The 21,807-nt window shown below is 68.0% G+C and carries 27 protein-coding genes; 6 read left to right on the top strand and 21 right to left on the bottom strand.

All coding sequences use genetic code 11. The annotated features are described in order from the left end of the window. Nucleotides 1-6: 6 nt before the first annotated feature. From ACM2ZB_RS09630 to ACM2ZB_RS09560, 15 genes are all read right to left on the bottom strand, one after another. On the bottom strand, nucleotides 7-273 hold the full coding sequence (locus ACM2ZB_RS09630) for a hypothetical protein (protein ID WP_416058321.1): 267 nt from the start codon (nucleotides 271-273) through the stop codon (nucleotides 7-9). Between the two features lie 78 nt (nucleotides 274-351). After that, nucleotides 352-1,713 (bottom strand): magnesium transporter, encoded by a 1,362-nt coding sequence (mgtE, locus tag ACM2ZB_RS09625; protein ID WP_313435092.1) that lies wholly within the window; start codon nucleotides 1,711-1,713, stop codon nucleotides 352-354. 183 nt (nucleotides 1,714-1,896) lie between these two features. Beyond that, on the bottom strand, nucleotides 1,897-3,666 hold the full coding sequence (ptsP, locus tag ACM2ZB_RS09620) for a phosphoenolpyruvate--protein phosphotransferase (RefSeq protein ID WP_416058320.1): 1,770 nt from the start codon (nucleotides 3,664-3,666) through the stop codon (nucleotides 1,897-1,899). Nucleotides 3,667-3,668: 2 nt separating this feature from the next. After that, nucleotides 3,669-3,938, bottom strand: a complete 270-nt coding sequence (locus ACM2ZB_RS09615; protein WP_313435095.1) for an HPr family phosphocarrier protein — start codon at nucleotides 3,936-3,938, stop codon at nucleotides 3,669-3,671. Beyond that, nucleotides 3,931-4,323, bottom strand: coding sequence for a PTS sugar transporter subunit IIA (locus tag ACM2ZB_RS09610; protein WP_108748799.1), 393 nt, complete (start codon nucleotides 4,321-4,323; stop codon nucleotides 3,931-3,933). Before ACM2ZB_RS09610 ends, ACM2ZB_RS09615 begins: the two co-directional genes overlap by 8 nt. 272 nt (nucleotides 4,324-4,595) lie before the next feature. Further along, nucleotides 4,596-5,480, bottom strand: coding sequence for an RNase adapter RapZ (gene rapZ, locus ACM2ZB_RS09605; protein ID WP_313435097.1), 885 nt, complete (start codon nucleotides 5,478-5,480; stop codon nucleotides 4,596-4,598). Between the two features lie 22 nt (nucleotides 5,481-5,502). Beyond that, nucleotides 5,503-6,453: an HPr(Ser) kinase/phosphatase gene (hprK, locus tag ACM2ZB_RS09600; protein ID WP_313435099.1), complete on the bottom strand. Its 951-nt coding sequence runs from the start codon at nucleotides 6,451-6,453 to the stop codon at nucleotides 5,503-5,505. Continuing rightward, nucleotides 6,450-6,902, bottom strand: a complete 453-nt coding sequence (locus ACM2ZB_RS09595; RefSeq protein WP_416058319.1) for a PTS sugar transporter subunit IIA — start codon at nucleotides 6,900-6,902, stop codon at nucleotides 6,450-6,452. The genes hprK and ACM2ZB_RS09595 overlap by 4 nt, the downstream gene beginning before the upstream one ends. A 21-nt stretch (nucleotides 6,903-6,923) precedes the next feature. Beyond that, nucleotides 6,924-7,241 (bottom strand): ribosome hibernation-promoting factor, HPF/YfiA family, encoded by a 318-nt coding sequence (gene hpf, locus ACM2ZB_RS09590; protein ID WP_079220898.1) that lies wholly within the window; start codon nucleotides 7,239-7,241, stop codon nucleotides 6,924-6,926. 58 nt (nucleotides 7,242-7,299) lie between these two features. Continuing rightward, nucleotides 7,300-8,736: an RNA polymerase factor sigma-54 gene (locus ACM2ZB_RS09585; protein WP_416058318.1), complete on the bottom strand. Its 1,437-nt coding sequence runs from the start codon at nucleotides 8,734-8,736 to the stop codon at nucleotides 7,300-7,302. 40 nt (nucleotides 8,737-8,776) lie between these two features. Beyond that, complete coding sequence (lptB, locus tag ACM2ZB_RS09580; protein WP_313435105.1) at nucleotides 8,777-9,496, bottom strand: LPS export ABC transporter ATP-binding protein; 720 nt, start codon at nucleotides 9,494-9,496, stop codon at nucleotides 8,777-8,779. Further along, entirely contained in the window at nucleotides 9,496-10,014 is a 519-nt protein-coding gene (gene lptA / locus ACM2ZB_RS09575; RefSeq protein ID WP_313435107.1) for a lipopolysaccharide transport periplasmic protein LptA, read from the bottom strand. The genes lptB and lptA overlap by 1 nt, the downstream gene beginning before the upstream one ends. A 100-nt stretch (nucleotides 10,015-10,114) precedes the next feature. Further along, the gene (lptC, locus tag ACM2ZB_RS09570; RefSeq protein ID WP_416058317.1) at nucleotides 10,115-10,690 is read right to left on the bottom strand and encodes an LPS export ABC transporter periplasmic protein LptC; all 576 of its coding nucleotides are present in this window, start codon (nucleotides 10,688-10,690) and stop codon (nucleotides 10,115-10,117) included. Then, nucleotides 10,687-11,235, bottom strand: a complete 549-nt coding sequence (locus tag ACM2ZB_RS09565; protein WP_416058316.1) for a KdsC family phosphatase — start codon at nucleotides 11,233-11,235, stop codon at nucleotides 10,687-10,689. Before ACM2ZB_RS09565 ends, lptC begins: the two co-directional genes overlap by 4 nt. Before the next feature lie 64 nt (nucleotides 11,236-11,299). After that, complete coding sequence (locus ACM2ZB_RS09560) at nucleotides 11,300-12,301, bottom strand: KpsF/GutQ family sugar-phosphate isomerase (RefSeq protein ID WP_416058315.1); 1,002 nt, start codon at nucleotides 12,299-12,301, stop codon at nucleotides 11,300-11,302. Nucleotides 12,302-12,355: 54 nt separating this feature from the next. On the opposite strand from ACM2ZB_RS09560, the gene ACM2ZB_RS09555 reads away from it, so the two are divergent. The 3 genes from ACM2ZB_RS09555 to ACM2ZB_RS09545 are packed head-to-tail and all read left to right on the top strand — an operon-like array spanning nucleotide 12,356 to nucleotide 14,193. Continuing rightward, on the top strand, nucleotides 12,356-12,586 hold the full coding sequence (locus tag ACM2ZB_RS09555; protein WP_005408396.1) for a BolA family protein: 231 nt from the start codon (nucleotides 12,356-12,358) through the stop codon (nucleotides 12,584-12,586). Between the two features lie 21 nt (nucleotides 12,587-12,607). Further along, nucleotides 12,608-13,879: a UDP-N-acetylglucosamine 1-carboxyvinyltransferase gene (gene murA / locus ACM2ZB_RS09550; RefSeq protein ID WP_416058314.1), complete on the top strand. Its 1,272-nt coding sequence runs from the start codon at nucleotides 12,608-12,610 to the stop codon at nucleotides 13,877-13,879. Then, nucleotides 13,876-14,193, top strand: a complete 318-nt coding sequence (locus ACM2ZB_RS09545) for an EF-hand domain-containing protein (protein ID WP_313435117.1) — start codon at nucleotides 13,876-13,878, stop codon at nucleotides 14,191-14,193. The genes murA and ACM2ZB_RS09545 overlap by 4 nt, the downstream gene beginning before the upstream one ends. Nucleotides 14,194-14,322: 129 nt before the next feature. Here the strand turns inward: ACM2ZB_RS09545 and ACM2ZB_RS09540 are convergent, their stop codons facing one another. The 6 genes from ACM2ZB_RS09540 to purM all read right to left on the bottom strand — a co-directional run bounded on the left by ACM2ZB_RS09540 (nucleotide 14,323) and on the right by purM (nucleotide 18,564). Continuing rightward, the gene (locus ACM2ZB_RS09540; protein ID WP_313435119.1) at nucleotides 14,323-15,006 is read right to left on the bottom strand and encodes a DUF3108 domain-containing protein; all 684 of its coding nucleotides are present in this window, start codon (nucleotides 15,004-15,006) and stop codon (nucleotides 14,323-14,325) included. 2 nt (nucleotides 15,007-15,008) lie between these two features. Continuing rightward, nucleotides 15,009-15,821 carry a DUF3108 domain-containing protein gene (locus tag ACM2ZB_RS09535; protein WP_416058313.1) on the bottom strand — a complete coding sequence of 271 codons (813 nt, stop codon included), beginning with the start codon at nucleotides 15,819-15,821 and terminating at the stop codon, nucleotides 15,009-15,011. A 67-nt stretch (nucleotides 15,822-15,888) separates the two neighbouring features. Then, nucleotides 15,889-16,542, bottom strand: coding sequence for a phosphoribosylglycinamide formyltransferase (gene purN / locus ACM2ZB_RS09530; RefSeq protein WP_416058312.1), 654 nt, complete (start codon nucleotides 16,540-16,542; stop codon nucleotides 15,889-15,891). Further along, nucleotides 16,539-16,976 carry a hypothetical protein gene (locus tag ACM2ZB_RS09525; protein WP_416058311.1) on the bottom strand — a complete coding sequence of 146 codons (438 nt, stop codon included), beginning with the start codon at nucleotides 16,974-16,976 and terminating at the stop codon, nucleotides 16,539-16,541. The genes purN and ACM2ZB_RS09525 overlap by 4 nt, the downstream gene beginning before the upstream one ends. Before the next feature lie 7 nt (nucleotides 16,977-16,983). Continuing rightward, entirely contained in the window at nucleotides 16,984-17,475 is a 492-nt protein-coding gene (locus tag ACM2ZB_RS09520; RefSeq protein WP_416058310.1) for a hypothetical protein, read from the bottom strand. Between the two features lie 30 nt (nucleotides 17,476-17,505). Then, nucleotides 17,506-18,564, bottom strand: a complete 1,059-nt coding sequence (purM, locus tag ACM2ZB_RS09515; RefSeq protein ID WP_416058309.1) for a phosphoribosylformylglycinamidine cyclo-ligase — start codon at nucleotides 18,562-18,564, stop codon at nucleotides 17,506-17,508. 112 nt (nucleotides 18,565-18,676) lie between these two features. Here purM and ACM2ZB_RS09510 point away from each other — a divergent pair, with 112 nt between their 5' ends. Genes ACM2ZB_RS09510 through hda form a run of 3 tightly spaced genes read left to right on the top strand, consistent with a single transcriptional unit; the run spans nucleotide 18,677 to nucleotide 21,680 of the window. Then, on the top strand, nucleotides 18,677-19,804 hold the full coding sequence (locus ACM2ZB_RS09510; protein ID WP_313435128.1) for a DUF2066 domain-containing protein: 1,128 nt from the start codon (nucleotides 18,677-18,679) through the stop codon (nucleotides 19,802-19,804). Next, a complete protein-coding gene (locus ACM2ZB_RS09505; protein WP_313435130.1) occupies nucleotides 19,801-20,973 on the top strand; it encodes an AI-2E family transporter in 1,173 nt (390 codons plus the stop codon). Before ACM2ZB_RS09510 ends, ACM2ZB_RS09505 begins: the two co-directional genes overlap by 4 nt. Next, nucleotides 20,973-21,680 carry a DnaA regulatory inactivator Hda gene (hda, locus tag ACM2ZB_RS09500; protein ID WP_416058535.1) on the top strand — a complete coding sequence of 236 codons (708 nt, stop codon included), beginning with the start codon at nucleotides 20,973-20,975 and terminating at the stop codon, nucleotides 21,678-21,680. Before ACM2ZB_RS09505 ends, hda begins: the two co-directional genes overlap by 1 nt. Nucleotides 21,681-21,807 lie beyond the last annotated feature (127 nt).

Below are 21,807 nucleotides of genomic sequence, written 5' to 3'. Positions count from 1 at the left end.
AGCGCGTCACTGCGGGCGCGGGAAGCTGGCGATGATGTCCAGTTGTTCCTGCGCCTCGGCATTGCCCTCGGCGGCGGCGGCCTGTACCTGGGCGAGGTCCGGGTGCAGCACCACCAGCAGCGGGTTCTCGCACACCGGGCAGTCGTACTCGGTGGCGTCCTCGTCCAGCTCCATCACCATCGCCCGTGTGCTGCCTTTCCATTCGCAGGCGGCACAGGTATGCATCTGGTCCCGCCAGCCGGGCTGGAAGTAGTTTTCAATCGTGGTGGCCATGTGGCATCCGGACGGTAATGCAGCTAGGTCAGAGCCCTGCTTTGCAGGGATCCGACCCCGCGCGTGGGGCAGTTGGGGTCAGTGCAGCAGGATGAGGGTGGCCAGGCCGAGGAAGCTGAAGAAGCCCATCACGTCGGTCACCGCGGTCACCACCACGGTACCGGCCACGGCCGGGTCCACGTTCATGCGCTTGAGCAGCAGCGGCAGCAGCACGCCAGCCAGCGCCGCGGCCAGGAAGTTGATGATCAGCGCCAAGGTGATCACCAGCGACAGCAGCAGGCTGTGGAACCAGATGAACGCGATCAGGCCGACCAGCAGGCCGATCAGCGTGCCGTTGATCAGCGCCACGCGCGCTTCCTTCCACAGCAGGATGCGCGCATTGCTCTGGCCGACCTGGCCCAGCGCGATGCCGCGCACCATAAGGGTCAGCACCTGTACCGCCGCATTGCCGCCGACACCGGCGACGATCGGCATCAGCACCGCCAGCGCCACCACCTTCTGCAGGGTCAGTTCGAACTGGCCGATCACACTGGCAGCGAGGAATGCCGTGCACAGGTTGATGCCCAGCCAGACCACGCGGCCGCGCACGGCACGCTTGATCGGCGAGAACAGATCTTCTTCCTCGTCCAGGCCGGCGGCGCCCAGCGCCTGGTGCTCGGCCTGCGAACGGATGATGTCCACCACGTCATCGATGGTGATGCGGCCGAGCAGGATGTTGTTGTCGTCCACCACCGGAGCCGACACCCAGTCATGGTCGGAGAACTGCCGCGCCACCTCCTGGTCGCTCTCACCGACGTCGATGGCCGGCTGTTCGTCATCGATCAGACGGTTGATCGGCGTGGTGTCCTCGTGGGTGACCAGCGCGGCCAGCGACACGCGGCCCAGGTACTGGTGGCGGCGGCTGACCACGAACAGGTGATCGGTATGGTCGGGCAGTTCGCCGCGCAGGCGCAGGTAGCGCAGCACCACGTCGACGTTGACGTCGGCGCGCACCGTCACCACGTCCGGGTTCATCAATCGGCCGGCGCTGTCCTCGGGGTAGGACAGCACCTGCTCCAGGCGCTCGCGGTTCTCGCGGTCCATCGACTTGAGGACCTCGTCGATGACCGTATCGGGCAGGTCCTCGACCAGATCGGCCAGATCGTCGATGTCCAGGTCTTCGACCGCGGCGATGATCTCGTCCGGGTCCATGTCCGCGAGCAGGCTTTCGCGCACCTCGTCGCCGACGTGGACCAGCACCTCGCCGTCGTCCTCGGGATCGACCAGGCCCCACACCACCTCGCGCTTGCCCGGCGGCAGCGATTCGAGCAGGTTGCCGATCTCGGCCGGGGCCAGGGTGTTGACCAAGCGGCGCACCGGACCCAGCCGACCGCTGTCCAGTGCATCGGACAGCATCCGCAGTTGGCGCGCAGTCTTGTCGTGGCGTACAGCTTCAGCCATCGCAGCTCCCGCGGGATAAGAAAAGCCGCGATCCTGGCAAGGATGCGGCAACAGGGGTGTTCAGCGCGTCATTATCGCAAGCGGATGTTGCAACGCATACCCCGCCGGGCATGGCCCGGCGCTACCGGGGGCGCGTGGTGGTGGTAGCGCCGGGCCGTGCCCGGCGAGCGCGTAGCGCGGTAGTCAGGGTGTCTCGGCCACCAGCGCCAGCCAGCGCTCGATGGCGCGGCGGTCACGTGCGGCCAGCAGCTTCGGCGCGCGTGCGCGCAGGGCGCCCAGGTCGGCCTCGCGGATCGCCCGGCGGACTTCCAGCAGCGTACCCGGGTGCAGGCTGAATTCGGTCAGGCCCAGCGCCAGCAATAACGGGGCCATCCGCGCATCGCCGGCGATCTCGCCGCACACGGCCACCGGGATGCGGTGGCGTGCACCGGTGTCGATCACCATCTGCAGCAGGCGCAGCACCGCCGGGTGCAGCGGCGAATACAGCTCGCCCAGCGCCTCGTTGTTGCGGTCGGCGGCCAGCAGGTACTGCACCAGATCGTTGGTGCCGATCGACAGGAAGTCGACCAGGTCGATGAAGCTTTCCAGCGCCAGCGCGGCCGCCGGTACTTCGATCATCGCGCCCAGCGGTACGTGTTCGGCCACCACGTGGCCTTCGCCGCGCAGCTGGTCGGTCAGCTTCAACATGCGCCGGCGTACCGCCAGCAGCTCTTCGCGGGTGCTGACCATGGGCACCAGCACGCGCAGCTTGCCGTAGGCCGACGCACGCAGGATCGCGCGCAGTTGAGTGTCGGATACCTTCGGCCGGGCCAGCGACAGGCGCACGCCGCGCAGGCCCAGGGCCGGGTTTTCCTCGTTGCTCAGGGTCAGGCCGGTGCGGTCGGCCTTGTCCGCGCCCAGGTCCAGGGTGCGGATGGTCACCGGCCGCCCGCTCATGCCCAGGGCGGCATCGCGGTAGGTCTGGAACTGTTCTTCTTCATCCGGCAGCTCGTTGCGCTGCAGGAACAGGAATTCGGTGCGGTACAGGCCCAGCCCCTGTGCGCCCAGCGCATGCGCCTGGGTCACATCCTCCAGCGATTCGGCATTGGCCAGCAGGGCGATGTCGACCTGGTCGCGGGTGCGGCTGGGCTTGCTGCGCAGGCGGCCAAGCTCGCGCTGCTCGCGCGCATGCTCCTTCAGCCGCACGCGGTAGTCGCGCAGGTTGTCGGCCTGCGGGTTGACGGTGATGCTGCCATCGGCGCCATCGACGATCAGCACGTCGCCATCGGCAATGCGGCTGAGCACCTGCGGCACGTTGACGATCAGCGGCAGGTGCAGGCTGCGGGCCAGGATGGCGCTGTGCGACAGCGCGCTGCCGGCGGCGGTGACGATGCCGACCACCCCCTGTGCCTGCAGCTGGGCCAGCTCGGACGGGGCGATGTTGTCGCAGACCAGGATCTCACCGGCCAGGCCCTTCACCACCGCCGGGCGGTCCGGCTGCAGGAAGGCATGGATGCGGCCGATCACATGGTCCAGATCGTCCATGCGGCTCTTCAGGTAGGCATCGTCCATGCCATCGAAGACCTTGGCCAGGCGGTCACGCTGCAGGCGCAGCGCGTAGCCGGCGCTGTACGGACCACTGCGTATCAGTTCGTCCAGGCCATACAGCAGTTCGGGGTCGTCCAGCAGCAGGGCATGCAGGTCGAGGAACTCGCCGACGTCCTGGCTGAGTGCGCCGTGCAGGCGCTGCCGCAGTTCGTGCATTTCCGCGCGCGCGGCATCCAGTGCGCGGTGCAGGCGGGCCAGCTCGGCCTCGACCTGCTGTGGCGCGACGCGCTGCTCGGCTACTTCAAGGGCGTGCGGCAGGCGCACCCGCGCCCGCCCCATGGCCGAACCGCGTGCGGCGCCGTGGCCGGCCAGCAGCTGTACCGGCCGCTGGCCGGAAGCAGGTTGGCCGGCGCGTGCGCGGGGCACGCTCAGCTGTCCTCGTCGAAGCGACGCTCGAACAGCTCGACCACCGCATCCATCGCCGCAGCCTCGTCTTCGCCGTTGATGCGGATGGTGACCGGGGTGCCCTGGCCCGCGGCCAGCAGCATCACGCCCATGATGCTCTTGGCATTGATCTCACGGCCCTTGGCGGCCATGGTCACGTTGCAGCGGAACGGCGCCAGGGTCTGCACCAGCTTGGCGGTGGCCCGGGCGTGCAGGCCCAGGCGGTTGCTCACGGTGAGTTCTCGTTCAAGCATCGTCGACTATCGCTCCATTACGGGTGCCCGCCGCCGCAGTGGCGGGCAGTTGATCCAGTGCCTGTTCCGGATAATTCATCACCCGCAGCAACATCGGCAGACTCAGCGCCGACACCCGGCGAACCGGGGTTCCCAGCCGGGCCAGCTGCCCGGCAAGGTTGGCGGGGCTGGCGCCGTACAGGTCGGTCAGGATCAGCACGCCTTCCCCCCCATCGACCCGCCGCAGAGCGGCCGAGGCGAGCGGGAGCAGAGCGTCCAGGTCTGCGTCGAACGGTACTTCGAAAGCTTCGGTTTTCAGCGGCAATTGCCGCAGAAGCCGGGTCGCCACGTCAAGCAGGGCGGTCCCGACCCCGGGATGTGTTACGAGGAGAATGCCACAGGTCATTACTGCACGTTAACAGGTCGAGGTGAATCGGCGATAGCAGCAGGAGAGGGGCACTGTGTCCCGTATTCATATATTGCGCCCAGCAGATCCACGCCATGCGTGGATGGACCCTGCGCGCAGGATGTAAACGCCCGGGAGCAGCTCCGGCTGGGGATCAACTCCGGACGAAAGTGGTTGTGGGCAGTGTGCGGCTACGGATGCTTGTGCCGCCCTGCGGGCGGTCTCCACGCATGGCGTGGATCTACGCCCATTGTTCCGTCTTCGCTCGAAGCTCAATCCTGTTCGCGGTGGTACGTTGCCACGTCTTCCCAGCCCTTCTCACGCGCGTGCCGGGCCATCCGCTCGGCCAGGAACACCGACCGGTGCTTGCCGCCGGTACAGCCGAAGGCCACCGTCACATAGCTGCGGGTGCCATCGCCCAGCTTCGGCAACCAGGTATCGAGGAAGTCCATCAGCTGCGCCAGATAGCGCTGCACGTCCGGCTGTGCTTCCAGGAATTCGCGCACGCCCGGCTCGCGTCCGCTCAGCGCACGCAGTTCCGGATCCCAATGCGGATTGGGCAGCACGCGCGCATCGAACACGAAGTCCGCTTCGGCCGGCACGCCACGCTTGTAGGCGAACGACTCGAACAGCAGCGACAGGCGCGTGGCGTGTTCCAGCGCGAATTCGGTGATGATGCGCCGGCGCAGCTGGTGCACGTTCAACGCGCTGGTATCGATCACCGCATCGGCCTCGCGGCGCAGCGGCGCGATCAGTTCGCGTTCGCGGGCGATCGCTTCCGGCAGCGACAGGCCCAGCTGGCTCAGCGGGTGCCGACGGCGGGTGTCCGCGTACCGCTTCAGCACGGCCTCGTCGCTGGCTTCGAAGAACAGTACCTTCGCTTCCACGCCGGCATCGGTGGCCAGCTGCCGCCAGTTGGCCAGCTGGCTCAGATCCGCCTGGCCGCGCACGTCGATGCCCACGGCCAACCGTCGCGGCGCGCTGCCATCGTGGTTCTCCAGCACGCTGCGCACGAAATCGGGCAGCATCTGGATCGGCAGGTTGTCCGAACAGTAGTAGTCCTGGTCCTCGAAGGTCTTCAGGGCGACGGATTTACCCGAGCCGGACAGGCCGCTGACGATCATCAGGGTCGGGGCGGAGGGGGTGACGGTGCTCATGGACAGACTCTTTGCAGTGGGCTCAGGGTGTTCGTCGTTCCAGCAGGTTGCTGTGGCGGGCGATGAACATCGCCGCCGGGTCGATACCCTTGGTACGTAGAATGTGCAGCCGGGTGGCCGCCTCGGTCAGCACGGCCAGGTTGCGGCCGGGCATCACCGGCAGGGTGATCAGCGGTACGTCCAGGTCCAGCACGTGCCGGGTGCCCGAATCGCCGGTCAGGCGCTCGTAGCCATGCGGGGTGGGCTCGGTCATCGGCTTGGTCAGGTGGACGATCAGCCGAAGGTACTTGTTCTTCTTTACAGCCGTGTCGCCGAACATCTCGCGTACATTCAGCACGCCCAGCCCACGGACTTCCAGCAGGTCCTGCAGCAGCTCGGGGCAGGTGCCGTCGAGCACGTCCGGGGCGATCTGGGTGAATTCGGGGGCATCGTCGGCCACCAGGCGGTGGCCACGGCTGAGCAGCTCCAGCGCCAGCTCGCTCTTGCCCGACCCGGCTTCACCGGTAATCAGCACGCCGATGGAGTAGATCTCCATGAACACGCCATGCAGGATCACCCGCGGCGCCAGCGTGCGCGCCAGGTGGTAGGACAGGTGGTTGAGCAGTTCGTGGCCGCGCTTGGGCGACAGCCACAGCGGCGTGCCGGATTCATCGGCGGCCGCGCGCAGGTCTTCGGGGCAGGCCTGGTTGCGGGTCAGCACCAGCGCCAGCGGGTGCGACTGCATGATCTTCTCGATGGTCTCCCAGCGCTGGCGCGGTTCCAGCGCGTCCAGCCAGGACAGTTCCTCGGTGCCCAGGATCTGCACCTTGTTGGGGTAGATCGCGTTGAGGTAACCGGCGAGGGAGGGGCGGCGGGAGACGGTGTTGCCCGCTTCCAGTTCGCGTTTCTCGCCGGCCTGGCCGGCGGCCCAGCGCAGCCCCAGCCGCTCGCGCTGCTGGTCGAACAGTTCGCGTGCGGTGATGCTGGTATTCATGCGGCGCTCGCCGATGGGGGAAGGTCCAGGGCCTCGCGCAGTGCCCGTGCATCGCCGGCCGCGCGCAGGGCATCGCGGATCGACGGCGTCGAGAACAGCTCGGCCAGTTCGGACAGCAGCATCAGGTGCTGATGGGTGTAGTGGGCGGGGACGGCCATGGCGAACACCAGGTCCACCGGTTCATCGCCGCCGAAATCGACCGGGGTCTGCAACCGCAGCAGGGCGCCGCGTGGACGGTCCAGGGCAGGGGCCCGGCCGTGGGGAATGGCGATGCCGCAACCGATCGCCGTACTGCCCAGCGCTTCGCGCTCGCACAGGTTGCGGTAGATCTGTTCGGCGTTGGCCTGGCGGCAGGCCAGCAACCCGGCGGCGGCCTGCAGGACGCTGTCGCGGTCGGTGGCCGTGCAGAGCTGGGTCTGCACGGCCGCCAGAAGGTCAGTCAGGGGCATGTCTGCGGGGAACGGTGGCGATCAGCCGCCATTGTCGCCCACCGGCAGCGGTGCGTGCTGCTGTTTTTTCTCCTTGTGCTTGATCACAAGGCGGTCAAGCTTGTCCGCCAGTACGTCGATGGCGGCATACATGGTCTGGCCGCCGGCTTCGGCGTGCAGGGTCTGGCCGGGGATATTGAGGCTGGCGTCGACGTGGTGTTCGGTCTTCTGCAGCTTGAGGGTTACCCGCGCTTCGCAGTGCTGGTCGAAGTGCTTTCCGACCCGGGCCAGCTTTTCTTCAACATACGACTGCAGGGCCGGGGTGACTTCGACATCTTTGCCAAACGTTTCGATGCGCATCGGGTTTCTCCTGTGTTCGGATGTGCCAATGAACCTCTCCGCCGGGCGCGGCGGCGCGTCAAGCGATTCTGACCCTTTCGTGCGAGGCGGAGATGTTCATGGCCTCACGATACTTCGCCACGGTGCGCCGCGCTACTGGAATTCCCGACGATTTGAGCAGGTCAGCCAGCTTGGCGTCAGAAAGCGGCTTACGTGGGTTTTCGTCATCGATCAGGCGGCGGATCATTGCCTGGATGGCGGTGCTGGAGGCTTCGCCACCGCCTTCGGTGTCGATGCCGGAAGCGAAGAACGCGCGCAGCGGCAGGGTGCCGCGCGGTGTACGCACGTGCTTGCGGGCGATGGCCCGCGACACGGTGGATTCGTGCAGGCCCAGTTCGGCGGCGATCTCGCGCAGGGTCAGCGGGCGCAGGGCCTGTTCACCGAATTCGAGGAAGCCGGCCTGCTGCTGGATCAGGCTGCGCACCACCCGCAGCAGGGTCTCGCCGCGGGCCTGCAGGCCCTTGAGCAGCCAGCGCGCCTCCTGCAGCTGCGCGCGCAGGTAGCCTGCATCGGCCTCGCCACAGCGGCGGATCATCTGTTCGTAGCCCCGGTGGATGATCACCTTGGGCCCGGCATGGCCGGCCAGGGCGGCGCGCCAGACGCCGTTCTGCCGCCATACCACCACGTCCGGTACCACGTAGGTGTCCTGCGCCAGCGGGGCGATCTGGGTGCCTGGGCGCGGGTCCAGCGAACGCAGCAGGGCCACGGCGGTCTCGACGTCGGCCAGGGGTTGTCTCAGCTCCTGGGCCAGGCCAGTCACGCCACTGCGTGGCAGCCGCTCCAGCGGCCCGGCGGCGACCTGGCGGGCCAGGGCCAGCCCGGGTGTGTCGGCGGGCAGCACGTCCAGCTGCAGCTGCAGGCATTCGCCCAGACTGCGTGCGGCCACGCCCACCGGGTCGAAGCGCTGCACCTGGTGCAGCACGGTCAGGATTTCGTCTTCGCCGGCATGGATGACCGGCAGCAGCGTTTCGGCAATGCCGGACAGCGGCTCGCGCAGGTAACCGTCTTCTTCCAGCGCATCGATCAGCGCGGCACCGATGCTGCGGTCGCGCATCGACAGATGCGACAGGTGCAGCTGCCACAGCAGGTGGTCGGCCAGCGTTTCGGTTTCGGCCACGCGTTCGGCGGCGCTGCCGGTGTCTTCGTCGTCATCGAAGCTGCCACCGCTGCCGGCACTGCTCCAGTCCTGTTCGGACGGTGCCCAGTCGTCGCCGCTGCTTTCGGTGGGTTCGGGCGGCGCGTCGGCATCGCCGGCGCTGTCCTGGCCATCGCCGCCGTCGTTGGCGGCACCGGCATCGCTGCTGTCGGCCCAGTCCAGCAGGGGATTGCTTTCCACCGCCTGGGCGATTTCCAGCTCCAGCTCGGTGCTCGACATCTGCAGCAGCTTGATGGCCTGCTGCAGCTGCGGTGTCAGCACCAGGTGCTGTCCCAACGATGTCTGCAGCCGAGTCTTCATGCCTGTGCCGAACGGAAGGGAGTGGCCCCGGCGGCCGCGATCACAGCTTGAAGGAATCTCCAAGGTAGACGCGACGCACATCTGCGTTGTCCAGGATCGCCTCCGGCGAGCCCTGGGCGAGCACGGTGCCCTCGGCGAGGATATACGCGCGGTCGCAGATTCCCAAGGTTTCGCGCACATTGTGGTCGGTGATGAGCACACCGATACCGCGTTGCTTGAGATGGGTGACGATGCGCTGGATCTCGCCCACCGAAATGGGATCGACGCCGGCGAAGGGCTCATCGAGCAGGATCAGGCGCGGCTGCGCGGCCAGCGCACGGGCGATTTCGCAGCGGCGGCGTTCACCGCCGGACAGGCTGGCGCCGAGCTGTTCGGACACGTGGCCCAGCTGCAGTTCGTCCAGCAGGCTGTTCAGTTCGCGCTCGCGGCCGGCGGCATCGAGGTCTTCGCGCAGTTCCAGCACCAGGCGCAGGTTGTCGGCCACGGTCAGCTTGCGGAACACCGACGGTTCCTGCGGCAGGTAGCCCACGCCCTGCTTGGCGCGGGTATACATCGGGTCGTTGGTGATGTCCTGGCCATCGAGCACGATGCTGCCGGCATCGGCGGCAACCAGGCCGACGATCATGTAGAAGCAGGTGGTCTTGCCGGCGCCGTTGGGGCCCAGCAGGCCGACCACTTCACCGGCATCCAGGGTCAGCCCGAAGTCCTTGACGACTTCGCGCTGCTTGTACTTCTTGCGCAGGCCCTTGGCGACGAGCATTACTTCTTGCTCCCGGCCGCCGGCGCAGCAGGCGTCTTGTTCTTGGGCGGAATGACGGTGCGCACGCGGCTGCCATCGCCACCGGAGTTCATTTCACCGGTACGGGTGTTATAGACCATGCGCTGGCCGGCATTGGTGCCGCGCGCGCTGGTGACCTTGTAGTTGCCGGTAAGGGTGATGATCTCGGTCTTGATGTCGTAGTCGATCTTGTCGGCCACCGCATCCATCCAGGTGCCGTCATCGAGCTGCTGCTTCATCTTGGCCTGCTTGCCACTGAACACGGCGCGCACCGCCTCGCCGTCCTTCAGATAGATCTCGGCATCGGCCGAGCGCAGGTCCAGCGTGCCCTGGGTGATGATCACACCCTGCGACAGGGTGGTCTTGCCATCACCGGTGAGGGTGCCGGTCTGTGCACCGGCATCGATGTTCATGGGCTGGTCGCGGTCGCTCGACTTGGCGTGTGCCAGGGCGGGGGCCAGCAGGCTGAGTGCGAGGACGGCAGCAAAGGGGATCTTCATCGGGGTCCGTTCTACCGGTGATGCCGCCCGGACAGGCCGGGTGGCGGGTGGGGGCTGCGGCCTCGCGCCAGTCGGGTGACGTCGCGGGCCAGCGGCGGAATCAGCGCTTGGGCATGTAGCGGCCCTTGGACTGGCTGAGGAAATGATACGTGTTGTTCTTCGAATCCACCTCGAACCCGACGCCGGACTGCTCCATGCCCGGGCGGGTCATGGTCACCAGGGCGTCGGTACGGGCACGGTTTTCCTTGGGGAACACGTCCAGGTGGTCGGTGCGGAAGGTGGTGGGCACCACGCCGGGGGCGGCCGGGCTGTCACCGGCCACATCGCCGCGCAGCTTCATCTGGTCGCCCTTGGCGCTGAGCCAGCCGGTCTTCGCCCGCAGGGTCCAGTGCTGGCCATCCTTGTCCGGCATTTCGAACAGCGGGGTGGTGATGTCGATGGTCTGGTCGCCACGCTGGCGCTGCAGCAGCGGCGCGCGCAGGGTGGTCGATTCCTTGCCCTGTTCATCCAGGGCCACGATCTGGAAGTCGTGCAGGATGTAGTCCACGCCCACGTCCTGGCCGGCCTGGACCGGCGCCTTGTCGCGGTTGCGCAGGGCGGCCCAGCTGCTCAGCAGGGCCGCCAGCAGCAGGCCGACGCCCAGCACGGTGCGCCAGTTCAACGAAGGTGCGTTCATGCGCCGAACCTCGCCAGCACCGCGTCCACGTGGCCCTGTGCGGCCAGCAGCACGTCGCACAGCTCACGGGCGGCGCCCCGGCCGCCATCGGCGCGGGTGATCCAGTGCACGCGCTCGGCGATCCACGGGTGGGCATTGGCCGGGGCCACGGCCAGGCCGACCGCGCCCAGCGGCGCCAGGTCCGGCAGGTCGTCGCCCATGAAGGCCACCTGGTCCAGGCCGATGCCGTGCTGGGCACACAGCGCCTGCACGCTGGCCAGCTTGTCGCCCACCGCGATCTGGGTGTCGATGCCCAGATCGGCGCCGCGCTTGAGCGCGGACTGGCTGTTGCGCGCGGTGATCAGCACGGGGTGGATGCCGTGCTGCTGCAGCAGTTTCAGTCCCAGACCATCCTGCACGAAGTACGCCTTGCTCTCGTTGCCGTCCTTGTCGTAGTACAGCCGACCGTCGGTGAGGGTGCCGTCCACGTCGAAGCAGGCCAGACGGATACGGGCCGCGGCGGCATGCAGGTGGGCGGGGAAGGCGGGCAGGGGGGACCAGGGCATCAGGGCATCGGGCTCGAGTGGGGCGGGCGGGGTAACAGTCTGAATGGGGTCTACGGACTCCCGGTTAAACCACCCGGGCCCGCAACAGGTCATGAATGTTCAGCGCGCCGACCGCCCGGCCCTGGCCATCGACCACGATCAGGCCGTTGATCTTCTGGGTCTCCATCAGCCGTGCCGCCTCCACCGCCAGCTGGTCGGCACCGATGGTGCGCGGGCTGTGGGTCATTACATCGGCGATCTTCGCCGTGCGCACGTCCAGTTCGCTGTCCAGGGCCCGGCGCAGGTCGCCGTCGGTGAACAGGCCGATCAACACGCCCTGGGCGTCGACCACGGCGGTCATGCCCAGCCGCTTGCGGCTCATCTCCACCAGCGCCTGGCTCAGGCTGGCACCGGCGTCGACCTTGGGCAGGTCCTCGCCGCTGTGCATCACGTCGGTAATGTGCAGCAGCAGGCGGCGGCCGAGGCTGCCAGCGGGGTGCGAGCGGGCGAAATCGTCGGCGGTGAAGCCGCGCGCGTCCAGCAGGGCCACCGCCAGTGCATCGCCCATCGCCAGCGAGGCGGTGGTGCTGGAGGTCGGCGCCAGCGCCAGCGGGCAGGCCTCGGCCGGCACGCTCACATCCAGGTGCACGTCGGCGGCGGTAGCCAGGCTGGACTGCGGGCGGCCGGTCATGGAAATCAACACGTTGCCCTGGCGCTTGAGCACCGGCAGCAGCATCAGCACCTCGTCCGATTCACCCGAATAGGACAGGGCCAGCACCACGTCATCCTCGGTGATCATGCCCAGGTCGCCGTGGCCAGCCTCGCCCGGGTGCACGTAGAACGCCGGGGTACCGGTGGACGCCAGGGTGGCGGCGATCTTGCGCGCGACGTGGCCGGACTTGCCCATGCCGGTGGCGACCACCCGGCCGCGGCTGCCCAGGATCGCCTGGCAGGCCTGCTGGAAGGCCTCGCCCAGGCGACCGGCCACGGCGTCCAGCGCCTGCTGTTCGATCTCGAACACGCGGCGGCCGCTGGCCACCAGGGCGGCAGGATCGACGGAACGGGGGGGCAGGGATGACTCGGCCATGCGGACGCCACGCAGCGGAAGTAGAATGAGGGGACATTTTATTAGGAAAGCCCGTTGGACGCTGACACCATCCGCAACCTGATCGAAACCGGCCTGCCCGGCGCCCGCGCCGACGTGCAGGGCGACGATGGCGTGCATTTCGAAGCGACCGTGGTCTGCGAGGCCTTTGCCGGCAAGATGCCGCTGGCCCGCCACCGGATGGTCTATGCCACCCTGGGCGACCTGATGGGCGGCGCGATCCACGCGCTGGCGCTGAAAACCGTGACCCCGGCCGAAGCCGGCTGAACCGCAGAAGATTCCCAATACATGGCCAAGATCGTTGTGACCGGCGGCGCTGCGCTGCACGGTGAAGTGAGCATCTCCGGCGCCAAGAACGCCGTCCTCCCCATTCTGTGCGCGACCCTGCTGGCCGATGCGCCGGTGGAGATCACCAACGTGCCGCACCTGCACGACGTGGTCACCACGGTGAAGCTGCTGGGTGAACTGGGCGCCAAGGTCACCATCGACCAGGGCACCCTGTCGCGCGGCAGCGCGATCGTGGTCGACCCGCGCTCGGTGAACCAGCACGTCGCGCCGTATGAGCTGGTCAAGACCATGCGTGCCTCGATCCTGGTGCTGGGCCCGCTGCTGGCCCGCTTCGGCGCAGCCGAAGTGTCGCTGCCCGGCGGCTGCGCGATCGGCTCGCGTCCGGTGGACCAGCACATCAAGGGCCTGCAGGCGCTGGGCGCGGACATCGTGGTCGAGAACGGCTTCATCAAGGCCACCGCCAAGCGCCTGAAGGGTGGCCACTTCACCTTCGACATGGTCAGCGTCACCGGCACCGAGAACGTGCTGATGGGCGCGGTGCTGGCTGAAGGCACCACCATCCTCGACAACTGCGCGATGGAACCGGAAGTGACCGATCTGGCGCACTGCCTGATCGCACTGGGCGCGAAGATCGAGGGCCTGGGCACCGCCCGCCTGGTCATCGAAGGCGTCGAGCGCCTGTCCGGTGGCCGCCACGAAGTGCTGCCCGACCGCATCGAAACCGGCACCTTCCTCGTGGCCGCGGCGATGACCGGCGGCAAGGTCACCGTCAACCGCGCGCGCCCGAACACCATGGACGCCGTGCTGTCCAAGCTGGTCGAAGCCGGTGCGAAGATCGAGACCACCGAAGACAGCATCACCCTGGACATGCAGGGCAAGCGGCCGAAGGCGGTCAACCTGACCACCGCTCCGTACCCGGCGTTCCCGACCGACATGCAGGCGCAGTTCATGGCGCTCAACTGCGTGGCTGACGGCGTGGGCGTGATCAACGAAACGATCTTCGAAAACCGTTTCATGCACGTCAACGAACTGCTGCGCCTCGGCGCGGACATCCAGGTGGAAGGCCACACCGCCATCGCCCGCGGCCACGAGCGCCTGAGCGGTGCGCCGGTGATGGCCACCGACCTGCGCGCATCGGCGTCGCTGATCCTGGCCGGCCTGATGGCCGACGGTGAGACCACCATCGACCGCATCTACCACCTCGACCGTGGCTACGAGAACATCGAAGAGAAGCTGTCTTCGCTGGGCGCCACCATCCGGCGCGTGGCATGATCCTGCGCGGCCGTTTCAGCCCCCGCCGCAAGGCGCTGCTGGTGCTGGTGCTGATCGTGCTGGCGTGGCTGGGTTATGCCTGGTACGCCAACCTGGCCATCACCAAGGGCATCGAGCAGAAGGACATGGACTGGAACGGCGACGGCACGGTCAGCCGTGACGAGATCATCCAGTCGTTCTACGCGGTGGCGGTCAATGACAGCCAGGAAGGCAGCCGCCATTGCCGCACCTTCGTCTGGCGCAGCAGCGGCGAGCAGATCCGGGTGGATTGCCGGACCGAGTTCAAGCCGGCCGAGGCCGAAGAGAAGAAATGAAAAACGCCCGCGCAAGCGGGCGTTTTTCTGGGGTCGGATCCCTTCCCGCAGGGAGGGGCTCTGACCCCGGTTGCCGCATGGACGGGGTCAGAGCCCTTTCCGATGGAAAGGGATCCGACCCCTGGCGCGTCAGTTCATCGCCTTGATGGTCAGGTCCAGCGCATCGCGGCCGCCTTCGCGCTGCAGGATGCGCGCCGGCACCGGGAATTCCGGCACGATCCAGGCGATCTGTTCCTTGTTGCCGTCCACGCGCGACACCTTGGTGGCCTGGTAGCTCTTGCCGGCCACGGTGATCGCTTCCTTGCCGGCCACCTTGTAGGTCATGGTCTTGATGCGGCCCTCGTCTACCATGCGGTAGGTCAGCGGCTTGCCGGCGGCCAGGTCGCGGGCGATGGCCAGGTTGATCAGCAGCGCGTCCATGTCACCGGCCTTCAGTGCGACCGGGCCGGCACGGTCCGGCTTGATGTCGCCGGTCCAGGTGGCCTGGTTGCTGGTCCAGTTGTAGCTGGCCTGCACGTTGCGCTTCTTCACCAGCAGCGCCGAACGGTCCTGGCTGCTGAGCGGACGCAGCTGGCCACGCACTTCCTCGAACACCGTGCTCTGGCTCAGGTCGGCCAGCTGGTTCTTCACCTGCAGGCTGTAGCGCCACTTGCTGCTGCCCTCGTTGGCCAGGGTCATCGTGCCATTGGCCTGCATGCCCATGTAGCTGGCCAGGTAATCGGCCTTGAACGGCTGCAGGGCCATGGCCGGCAGGCTGGCCACCGACAGGGCGGCAGCAGCGATCCAGGTCAGCGGGCGGGTCAGGGTATTCATGCTCAGACTCCTTGGTATTCGATCAGGCGCAGGTCGACGCGGTCCTCGCCGTCTTCGCGTTGCAGGATGCGCACCGGGGTGGGGACACCGTTGGCGATCCAAAGAATGGTTTCGTTGTTGCCGCCGTTGGTGCGGTACACCTTCAGCGCGTTGTAGGACAGGTCGCCCACCTCGACGTTCTCGGTCTGCGCCGCGGCCTGGTAGTCGTGCTGGCGCACCTTGCCCATGTCCACGTAGCGGTAATGCATCACCGCGCCGGGGCGGGCGTCGCGCATCAGCGACAGGTTCAGCAGCAGCGCGCTCTGGTCGCCGGCCTGCAGCGGAATGGGCTGGGCGCGGTCCTTCTTCACATCGCCGGTCCACTGTGCGGTGCCAGCCTGCCAGTTGTAGGTGCCGACTGCCTTCTTGCCCAGGAACAGGCCCTTGCGCACCGTGCTCTGGCTCAGCGGCGCATAGACGCCGCCGCGCTGCTCGAACACGGTGCTCTGTTCGATGTTCAGGCCCAGCACGCTGGCGAAGCCGCGGCGGCCGACCACCTGCATGTCCACCCGCCACTGGTTGCCGCTGGTGTGGGTGACCTGCATGGCCGCATCGCCGGCCTCCTTGCCCTTGTAGAAGGCCTGGTAGGTGGCACTGAACGGCTGCAGCGGCGGCGGTTCCCAGGCCAGGGCCGGCAGCGCGGGCACGGGCGGTGCGGCGGGGGTGGGCACGGCGGGCGCGGTCGGCGCTGGCGGCTGGGCCTGGCCCCAGGCTGCACAGGCGAGCACGGCAAACGGCAGCAGCAGGGATTTGCGCAACAGAGTCGTGGTCTTCATGGCGGGCAGGAACCGCAGGAGGGGGCAGGATGCCAGCCCCGCAGTCAGCGGGGCGTGTGCAAGGGTGTTACGGGTTCAGGTTCCCGGCGGAATCTAGAGCCAAGGGGCTAAACAGGGGGTGACCGTCGAATGTCGGTTGTCCCTCCCGTTCAGCCAGGCGGCCGCCGCAGAGCAGCTGCAGGGTGGCGATCAGCAGCGGGTGCTCCACGGCCAGCACCCGTTCGGCCAGGGCCTGGGCGTCATCGCCGGGCAGGACCGGCACCCGCACCTGGGCCAGCACTGCGCCGGCGTCCAGTTCCGGCACGACCAGGTGCACGCTGGCGCCATGTTCGGTGTTGCCGGCTTCCAGCGCGCGGGCGTGGGTGTGCAGGCCCTTGTGCAGCGGCAGCAGCGAAGGGTGGATGTTGACCAGGCGGCCGTTGAAGCGTTGCACGAAGTCGGCACCGAGGATGCGCATGTAGCCGGCGCAGACGATCCAGTCCGGTGCCACCGCCTGCAGGGCATCGCCCAGCGCCTGCTCGTAGGCGGCACGGTCGGCGAAGGTCTTCGGTGCCTGCGCCCAGCGTTGGCTGGCAGCGACCCGCTGCAGGGCGGCGGCATCGGGGCGGTCGGAGAACACGCCCACCACTTGGGCCGGCAGGCGGCCATCGGCAATGGCATCGAGGATCGCCTGCAGGTTGCTGCCACGGCCGGAGGCCAGTACGGCGATACGGGCGGTCATGCGACGACCGCGCTGCCCGGCTCGGCGAAGCTGGCGGCCACGTCGGCACGCAGCAGGACGATCAGCGCGTACACGCCCAGGGCGATTCCCAGCGCGCCACCCAGGCAGGCCGCACCAGAGGCGACCAGGCACAGGGTGCGCTGCCGGCGCTGCCCCAGCCGGCGTGCGGCGGTCAGGCTGAGGGTGCCCAGGGCCGCGATGAACACGGCGGCACCGGCGAAGATGGCGGCCAGCAGGGCCGGCGATGCATTCGGGTCGGTGCTGTTGCTTTCACTGACATAGGCGCCGGCGGCCGCCAGCAGCAGGAACAGCGCCAGCAGCACCTGCAGGCTGCCGTACACGTAGAACAGGATCTTGAGCGTGTGCAGGTGTCCGCCGATCTGGTGGGCGGTCCAGCCGCGCGGCGCGTTCAACGGAGGCGGGACGGACGTCATCGGTCTCTCAACGGCGGGACGGGGGATTGGCTTCGAATGCGGCCTTGACCTGCGGGCGCAGCAGCACGATCAGGGTGAACACGCCCAGCACCGTACCGAAGGGCGTGAACAGGCACGACAGGCCGGCCACGATCATGCACAGCAGGTAGCGGCGCCGCTGCTTCAGGCAGCGCCCGGCGTAGGCGATGACGCCGGCCATGACCAGGCCCAGCGACACGATGCAGCTGCCCATGACGATGAACATCCAGCCGGCGAACCGCTGTTCCTGCGGCGAGCTGGGATGGCCGTTGGAGTTCATCGGCAGTGCACCGTTGAGCATGGCGATGCCCATCACGATGTGGATCACGAAGATCAGCGCGAACACCGCCGCCAGGCCGGCCACCACGTAGTGGAAGATCGACAGCAGGCGCAGGTGGTCGGTGTCCTGCTGGGTCAGCACCGGCGCGACCGGGGCCGGGGGCGGCACCGGTGCGGCGGGCGAAGGGGGAAGGGCATCCATGCGGGTTCCTCTGCTCCAGTGACAGGGCGATCAGGCGATGCGCACGCGCTCGGCGCCGGTGGCGGTGACCACCTGGCCGATCGGCCAGTGATCCAGTCCCTGCGCCTGCACGGCTTCGGACACGGCAGCGACCTGCTCGGGGGCGACGATCAGCACGAATCCGATGCCGCAGTTGAAGGTGCGCCACATCTCGCTGTCGACCACGGCGCCTTCCTTCTGCAGCCACTGGAACACCGGCGGCAGCGGCCAGGCCGACGCCTGGATGTCCAGGCCCAGGCCTTCGGGCACCACGCGGATGATGTTCTCGGTCAGGCCGCCACCGGTGATGTGGGCCATGCCGTGGATGGCCGCGCCGTGCGACTTCAGCAGCGACAGGATCGGCTTGACGTACAGGCGGGTCGGTGCCATCAGCGCATCGACCAGCTTCACGCCGTCTTCCAGTTCCAGATCGGCCGGCTGGCCGGCGCGGTCGTAGATGCGGCGGACCAGCGAATAGCCATTGGAGTGCGGGCCGGAGGAGGCGATGCCGATCAGCACGTCGCCGGCGGCCACGCTGGCGCCGTCCTTCAGTTCGCTCTTTTCCACTGCGGCGACGGTGAAGCCGGCCAGGTCGTACTCGCCCGGGGCATACATGTCGGGCATTTCAGCGGTCTCGCCGCCGATCAGCGCGCAACCGGCTTCGGTGCAGCCGTTGGCGATGCCGCCGACCACGGCCGCCGCGGTGTCGATGTCCAGCTTGCCGGTGGCGAAGTAGTCCAGGAAGAACAGCGGCTCGGCGCCCTGCACCAGCACGTCGTTCACGCACATGGCGACCAGGTCGATGCCGATCGTATCGTGGCGGTTCAGCTGGTGGGCCAGCTTCAGCTTGGTGCCCACGCCATCGGTACCGGACACCAGCACCGGCTCGCGGTACTTGTTGGACAGGTCGAACAGGGCGCCGAAGCCCCCCAGGCCGCCCATCACTTCCGGACGGAAGCTGCGCTTGACCAGGGGCTTGATCCGCTCGACCAGTTCGTTGCCGGCGTCGATGTCGACACCCGCGTCACGGTAGGTGAGGGGGGAGGGGGCGGAAGACGGGGTGTTGGTCACGGGCGTCGGCGCTGGCAGGGGTTGAACGGGCGATTTTAACAGGCCGCATTGGCGCAAAGTCCGTATTCGGGCAACAATTCCCCCCGGATACGTCGAGCCAATGGATGTCCTGATGCGCCGCAGCCTGATTCTCACCCTGCTCCTTGCGCTGTGCCTGCCGGTGGCCACGATGGCCCAGAGCGGCCTTCGCACCGAGGGAGATGTCGCCACCGCCAGTGGTGCCTACGAGGCAGAAGTGCCCGTCAACAGCCAGGCCGAGGCCGACCGCAACGGCGGCCTGGCCCGCGCGCTGAGCGTTGTTCTGGGCAAGTTGTCCGGCGATCGCAGCGTGATGTCACGCCCTGGCGTTGTGCAGGCGCTGCGCAATGCCAAGGATTACGTGGCCAGTTACGACTACAAGCAGGACCAGAGCGTAGGCGCCAGCGGTGCCCCCAGCTTCCGCACCCTGCTGGTCGCCCGCTTCCGCGAGGACGACGTCGACGCGCTGGTGTCGGCGCTGGGCCTGCCGCTGTGGCCGCAGCCGCGGCCGAAGCCGGTGGTCTGGCTCGCCGTGGACGATGGCAGTGGCCCGCGACTGGTCAGCGTGCAGCAGGCCAACGCCGCCCGTCCGCTGCTGAACCGCGCCATCGAGCGTGGCTACAAGCTGGGCCTGCCCAGCGGTGGCGCGGCCGAACAGGCCCTGGCCGGCGCGATCTGGCGCCAGGACACCGCCGCAGTGGCCCGCGCCTCGGCCCGTTACTCGCCGCCGATGCAGCTGATCGGCAAGCTGTACCGCGCCAATGGCGGCTGGCAGGCGGACTGGGTGTTCGTCGACAACGGCCGTGAACTGAACAAGTGGACCAGCAAGGACGCCAATGCCATGCGCGCGATGGCGGCCGGTGCCGACGGTGCCGCCGACGCGCTGGTCAAGCGCTACGCCAAGGCCGGCGCGGCCACCGGCCAGGCCGGCAGCTACCGTGTGGTGGTGACCGGCATCAACAGCGCCGACGACTACCTGCGCCTTGCCGCGGGCCTGCGCGAAGTGCCGGTGGTGCGCAACATCACCCCGCTGCGTGCCACCGCCGACCACCTGGAACTGAACATCGAAATGACCACCGGCCTGGCGGGCTTCAACCGCATGCTGGGCGACAACGGCGTGCTGGTGCCCAGCGCCACGCTGCCGGCCCTGCCGACCCCGCTCGATGACACCACCGGTGCCCCGGTGGCCGCGCCCGTCAGCAACGAGTACCGACTGCGATGATCCTGACGCCCGAGGCGGAAATCGCGCAGTTCCTGCGGCGGCTGAAGTACGTGGCCGTGGCCCTGCTGGTGGGCTGGGTGGTGTGGCTGCTGGCCCCCATCCTGACCCCGTTCGTGCTGGCTTTGGCGCTGGCCTGGCTGGGCGACCCGCTGGTCGACCGCATCGAGGCCACCGGCCGTTCGCGCAATACCGGCGTGGTGCTGGTGTTCGTGGCGATGGTGCTGGTGATCACCGCGCTGCTGCTGGTGCTGGTGCCGATGATCGAACGGCAGATCACCACCTTGGTGGCGGCGGTGCCGCAGGCGCAGGCCTGGCTGATGGAAAAGGGCATCCCCTGGTTCGAGCAGAAGACCGGCCTGGAAGTGATGCAGTGGATGGATCCGGACCGGCTGATCGAATGGGTGCGCAGCCACTGGCAGCAGGCCGGCGGTTTCGCCACCACCTTCATGGGCTACGTATCGCGCTCGGGCTTCACGGTGGTGACCTGGGTGGTCAACCTGGCCCTGCTGCCGATCCTGGCGTTCTACTTCCTGCGTGACTGGGACAAGCTGGTGGAGCGGGTTGCCTCGGTCATCCCGCGCAACCACATCGGCACCATCAGCAACCTGGCGCGCGAATCCAACGACGTGCTCGGTGCGTTCATCCGTGGCCAGTTCCTGGTGATGGTGGCGCTGGGCGTGATCTACGCAGCGGGCCTGTCGCTGGTTGGCCTGAAGCTGGGCCTGTTGATCGGCCTGGTGGCCGGCCTGATCAGCTTCATTCCCTACCTGGGCGCGACCACCGGCATCGTGATGGCGGTGGTGGCCGCGCTGGTGCAGGCACAGGGCATCGACCTGAAGCTGCTGTTGCTGGTGGGCGTGGTGTTCACCGTTGGCCAGCTGCTGGAAAGCTACGTGCTGACCCCGCGCATTGTCGGCGACAAGATCGGCCTGCACCCGGTGGCGGTGATCTTCGCGGTGATGGCCGGCGGCCAGCTGTTCGGCTTCCTGGGCATGCTGCTGGCGCTGCCGGTGGCGGCGGTGAGCAACGTGCTGCTGCGTTATGCGCACCAGCGTTACCGCCAGAGTGAGCTGTACGTCGGCGAAAAGCCGGCGATCGTGCTTGATGGCGTGATCGATACGCCCCATATCATCATCGACCCCTACGAGAACGGCCCGGACCCGAAGTGATTGGTGTGCCGCAACTTCCGCTGGCCCTGCATTACCCGCGGGACCAGCGCCTGGAGACCTTCATCGGCGCGCCGGACGGCGCGCTGGCGCAGCTGCATGCGATTGCGGTGGGCGCCAACCGTGATTGGATCTACCTGGAAGGGGCGGCGGGCACGGGCAAGACCCACCAGGCGCTGGCGATGTGTTCCAGCGCCCAGCAGGCCGGGCGCCTGCCGACCTACGTGCCTCTGGCCAGCGCAGCCGGCCGCGTGCGCGCCGCACTGGATGGTCTGGAGCAGCGCGAGCTGGTGGCGCTGGATGGGCTGGATGCGGTGGCCGGTGACCGCGAGGACGAGATTGCGCTGTTCGACTTCCACAACCGCGCGCGCGCGGCGGGAGTGACGGTGCTGTACACGGCGCAGCATGCGCCGGGCGAGCTGGGCCTGGTGCTGCCGGACCTGCGTTCACGGCTGGGCCAGTGCGTGCGGGTGCTGCTGCAGCCGCTGGACGAGGAGGGTCGCGCGGCGGTGCTGCGTGAGCGTGCGCTGCGGCGCGGGCTGGCGATTGACGAGGCGGCCATCGAGTGGCTGCTGTCGCACACCGGGCGTGAGCTGGGCGGGCTGATCACGCTGCTGGACTGGCTGGACCGGGAATCGCTGGCGGCCAAGCGGCGGATCACGGTGCCGTTCCTGCGGCAGGTGCTGGAAGAAGGTCGGCCGCGGTACTGAGGGTGGGGTCTTCTTTGCAGGGCTGCTGCCCTGCACCCGCTGCAAGCCAGAGCAACGTCAACGTCAACGTCAAATGCGTGCATTCCGTGGGATGGCGGGGTGGGTCCGGTTGAGGGGGACGCCGTGA

This window comes from Stenotrophomonas maltophilia (assembly GCF_047782825.1).
GTDB lineage: Bacteria > Pseudomonadota > Gammaproteobacteria > Xanthomonadales > Xanthomonadaceae > Stenotrophomonas.
This window is presented reverse-complemented; position numbering and strand designations above follow the sequence as displayed.

Coding starts and splice junctions, on each gene's coding strand:
- ACM2ZB_RS09540 (WP_313435119.1), bottom strand. CDS start 15,006: ATGAATACCCTGACCCGCCCGCTGACCTGGATCGCTGCTGCCGCCCTG.
- ACM2ZB_RS09505 (WP_313435130.1), top strand. CDS start 19,801: ATGATCCTGACGCCCGAGGCGGAAATCGCGCAGTTCCTGCGGCGGCTG.
- ACM2ZB_RS09610 (WP_108748799.1), bottom strand. CDS start 4,323: ATGACCTGTGGCATTCTCCTCGTAACACATCCCGGGGTCGGGACCGCC.
- ACM2ZB_RS09510 (WP_313435128.1), top strand. CDS start 18,677: ATGCGCCGCAGCCTGATTCTCACCCTGCTCCTTGCGCTGTGCCTGCCG.
- ACM2ZB_RS09525 (WP_416058311.1), bottom strand. CDS start 16,976: ATGACGTCCGTCCCGCCTCCGTTGAACGCGCCGCGCGGCTGGACCGCC.
- ACM2ZB_RS09630 (WP_416058321.1), bottom strand. CDS start 273: ATGGCCACCACGATTGAAAACTACTTCCAGCCCGGCTGGCGGGACCAG.
- ACM2ZB_RS09585 (WP_416058318.1), bottom strand. CDS start 8,736: ATGAAGACTCGGCTGCAGACATCGTTGGGACAGCACCTGGTGCTGACA.
- ACM2ZB_RS09535 (WP_416058313.1), bottom strand. CDS start 15,821: ATGAAGACCACGACTCTGTTGCGCAAATCCCTGCTGCTGCCGTTTGCC.
- ACM2ZB_RS09615 (WP_313435095.1), bottom strand. CDS start 3,938: ATGCTTGAACGAGAACTCACCGTGAGCAACCGCCTGGGCCTGCACGCC.
- purN (WP_416058312.1), bottom strand. CDS start 16,542: ATGACCGCCCGTATCGCCGTACTGGCCTCCGGCCGTGGCAGCAACCTG.
- rapZ (WP_313435097.1), bottom strand. CDS start 5,480: ATGAGCACCGTCACCCCCTCCGCCCCGACCCTGATGATCGTCAGCGGC.
- ACM2ZB_RS09545 (WP_313435117.1), top strand. CDS start 13,876: ATGATCCTGCGCGGCCGTTTCAGCCCCCGCCGCAAGGCGCTGCTGGTG.
- hpf (WP_079220898.1), bottom strand. CDS start 7,241: ATGCGCATCGAAACGTTTGGCAAAGATGTCGAAGTCACCCCGGCCCTG.
- ACM2ZB_RS09565 (WP_416058316.1), bottom strand. CDS start 11,235: ATGCCCTGGTCCCCCCTGCCCGCCTTCCCCGCCCACCTGCATGCCGCC.
- ACM2ZB_RS09520 (WP_416058310.1), bottom strand. CDS start 17,475: ATGGATGCCCTTCCCCCTTCGCCCGCCGCACCGGTGCCGCCCCCGGCC.
- lptB (WP_313435105.1), bottom strand. CDS start 9,496: ATGCTCGTCGCCAAGGGCCTGCGCAAGAAGTACAAGCAGCGCGAAGTC.
- ACM2ZB_RS09560 (WP_416058315.1), bottom strand. CDS start 12,301: ATGGCCGAGTCATCCCTGCCCCCCCGTTCCGTCGATCCTGCCGCCCTG.
- hprK (WP_313435099.1), bottom strand. CDS start 6,453: ATGAATACCAGCATCACCGCACGCGAACTGTTCGACCAGCAGCGCGAG.
- lptA (WP_313435107.1), bottom strand. CDS start 10,014: ATGAAGATCCCCTTTGCTGCCGTCCTCGCACTCAGCCTGCTGGCCCCC.
- ACM2ZB_RS09595 (WP_416058319.1), bottom strand. CDS start 6,902: ATGCCCCTGACTGACCTTCTGGCGGCCGTGCAGACCCAGCTCTGCACG.
- murA (WP_416058314.1), top strand. CDS start 12,608: ATGGCCAAGATCGTTGTGACCGGCGGCGCTGCGCTGCACGGTGAAGTG.
- mgtE (WP_313435092.1), bottom strand. CDS start 1,713: ATGGCTGAAGCTGTACGCCACGACAAGACTGCGCGCCAACTGCGGATG.
- lptC (WP_416058317.1), bottom strand. CDS start 10,690: ATGAACGCACCTTCGTTGAACTGGCGCACCGTGCTGGGCGTCGGCCTG.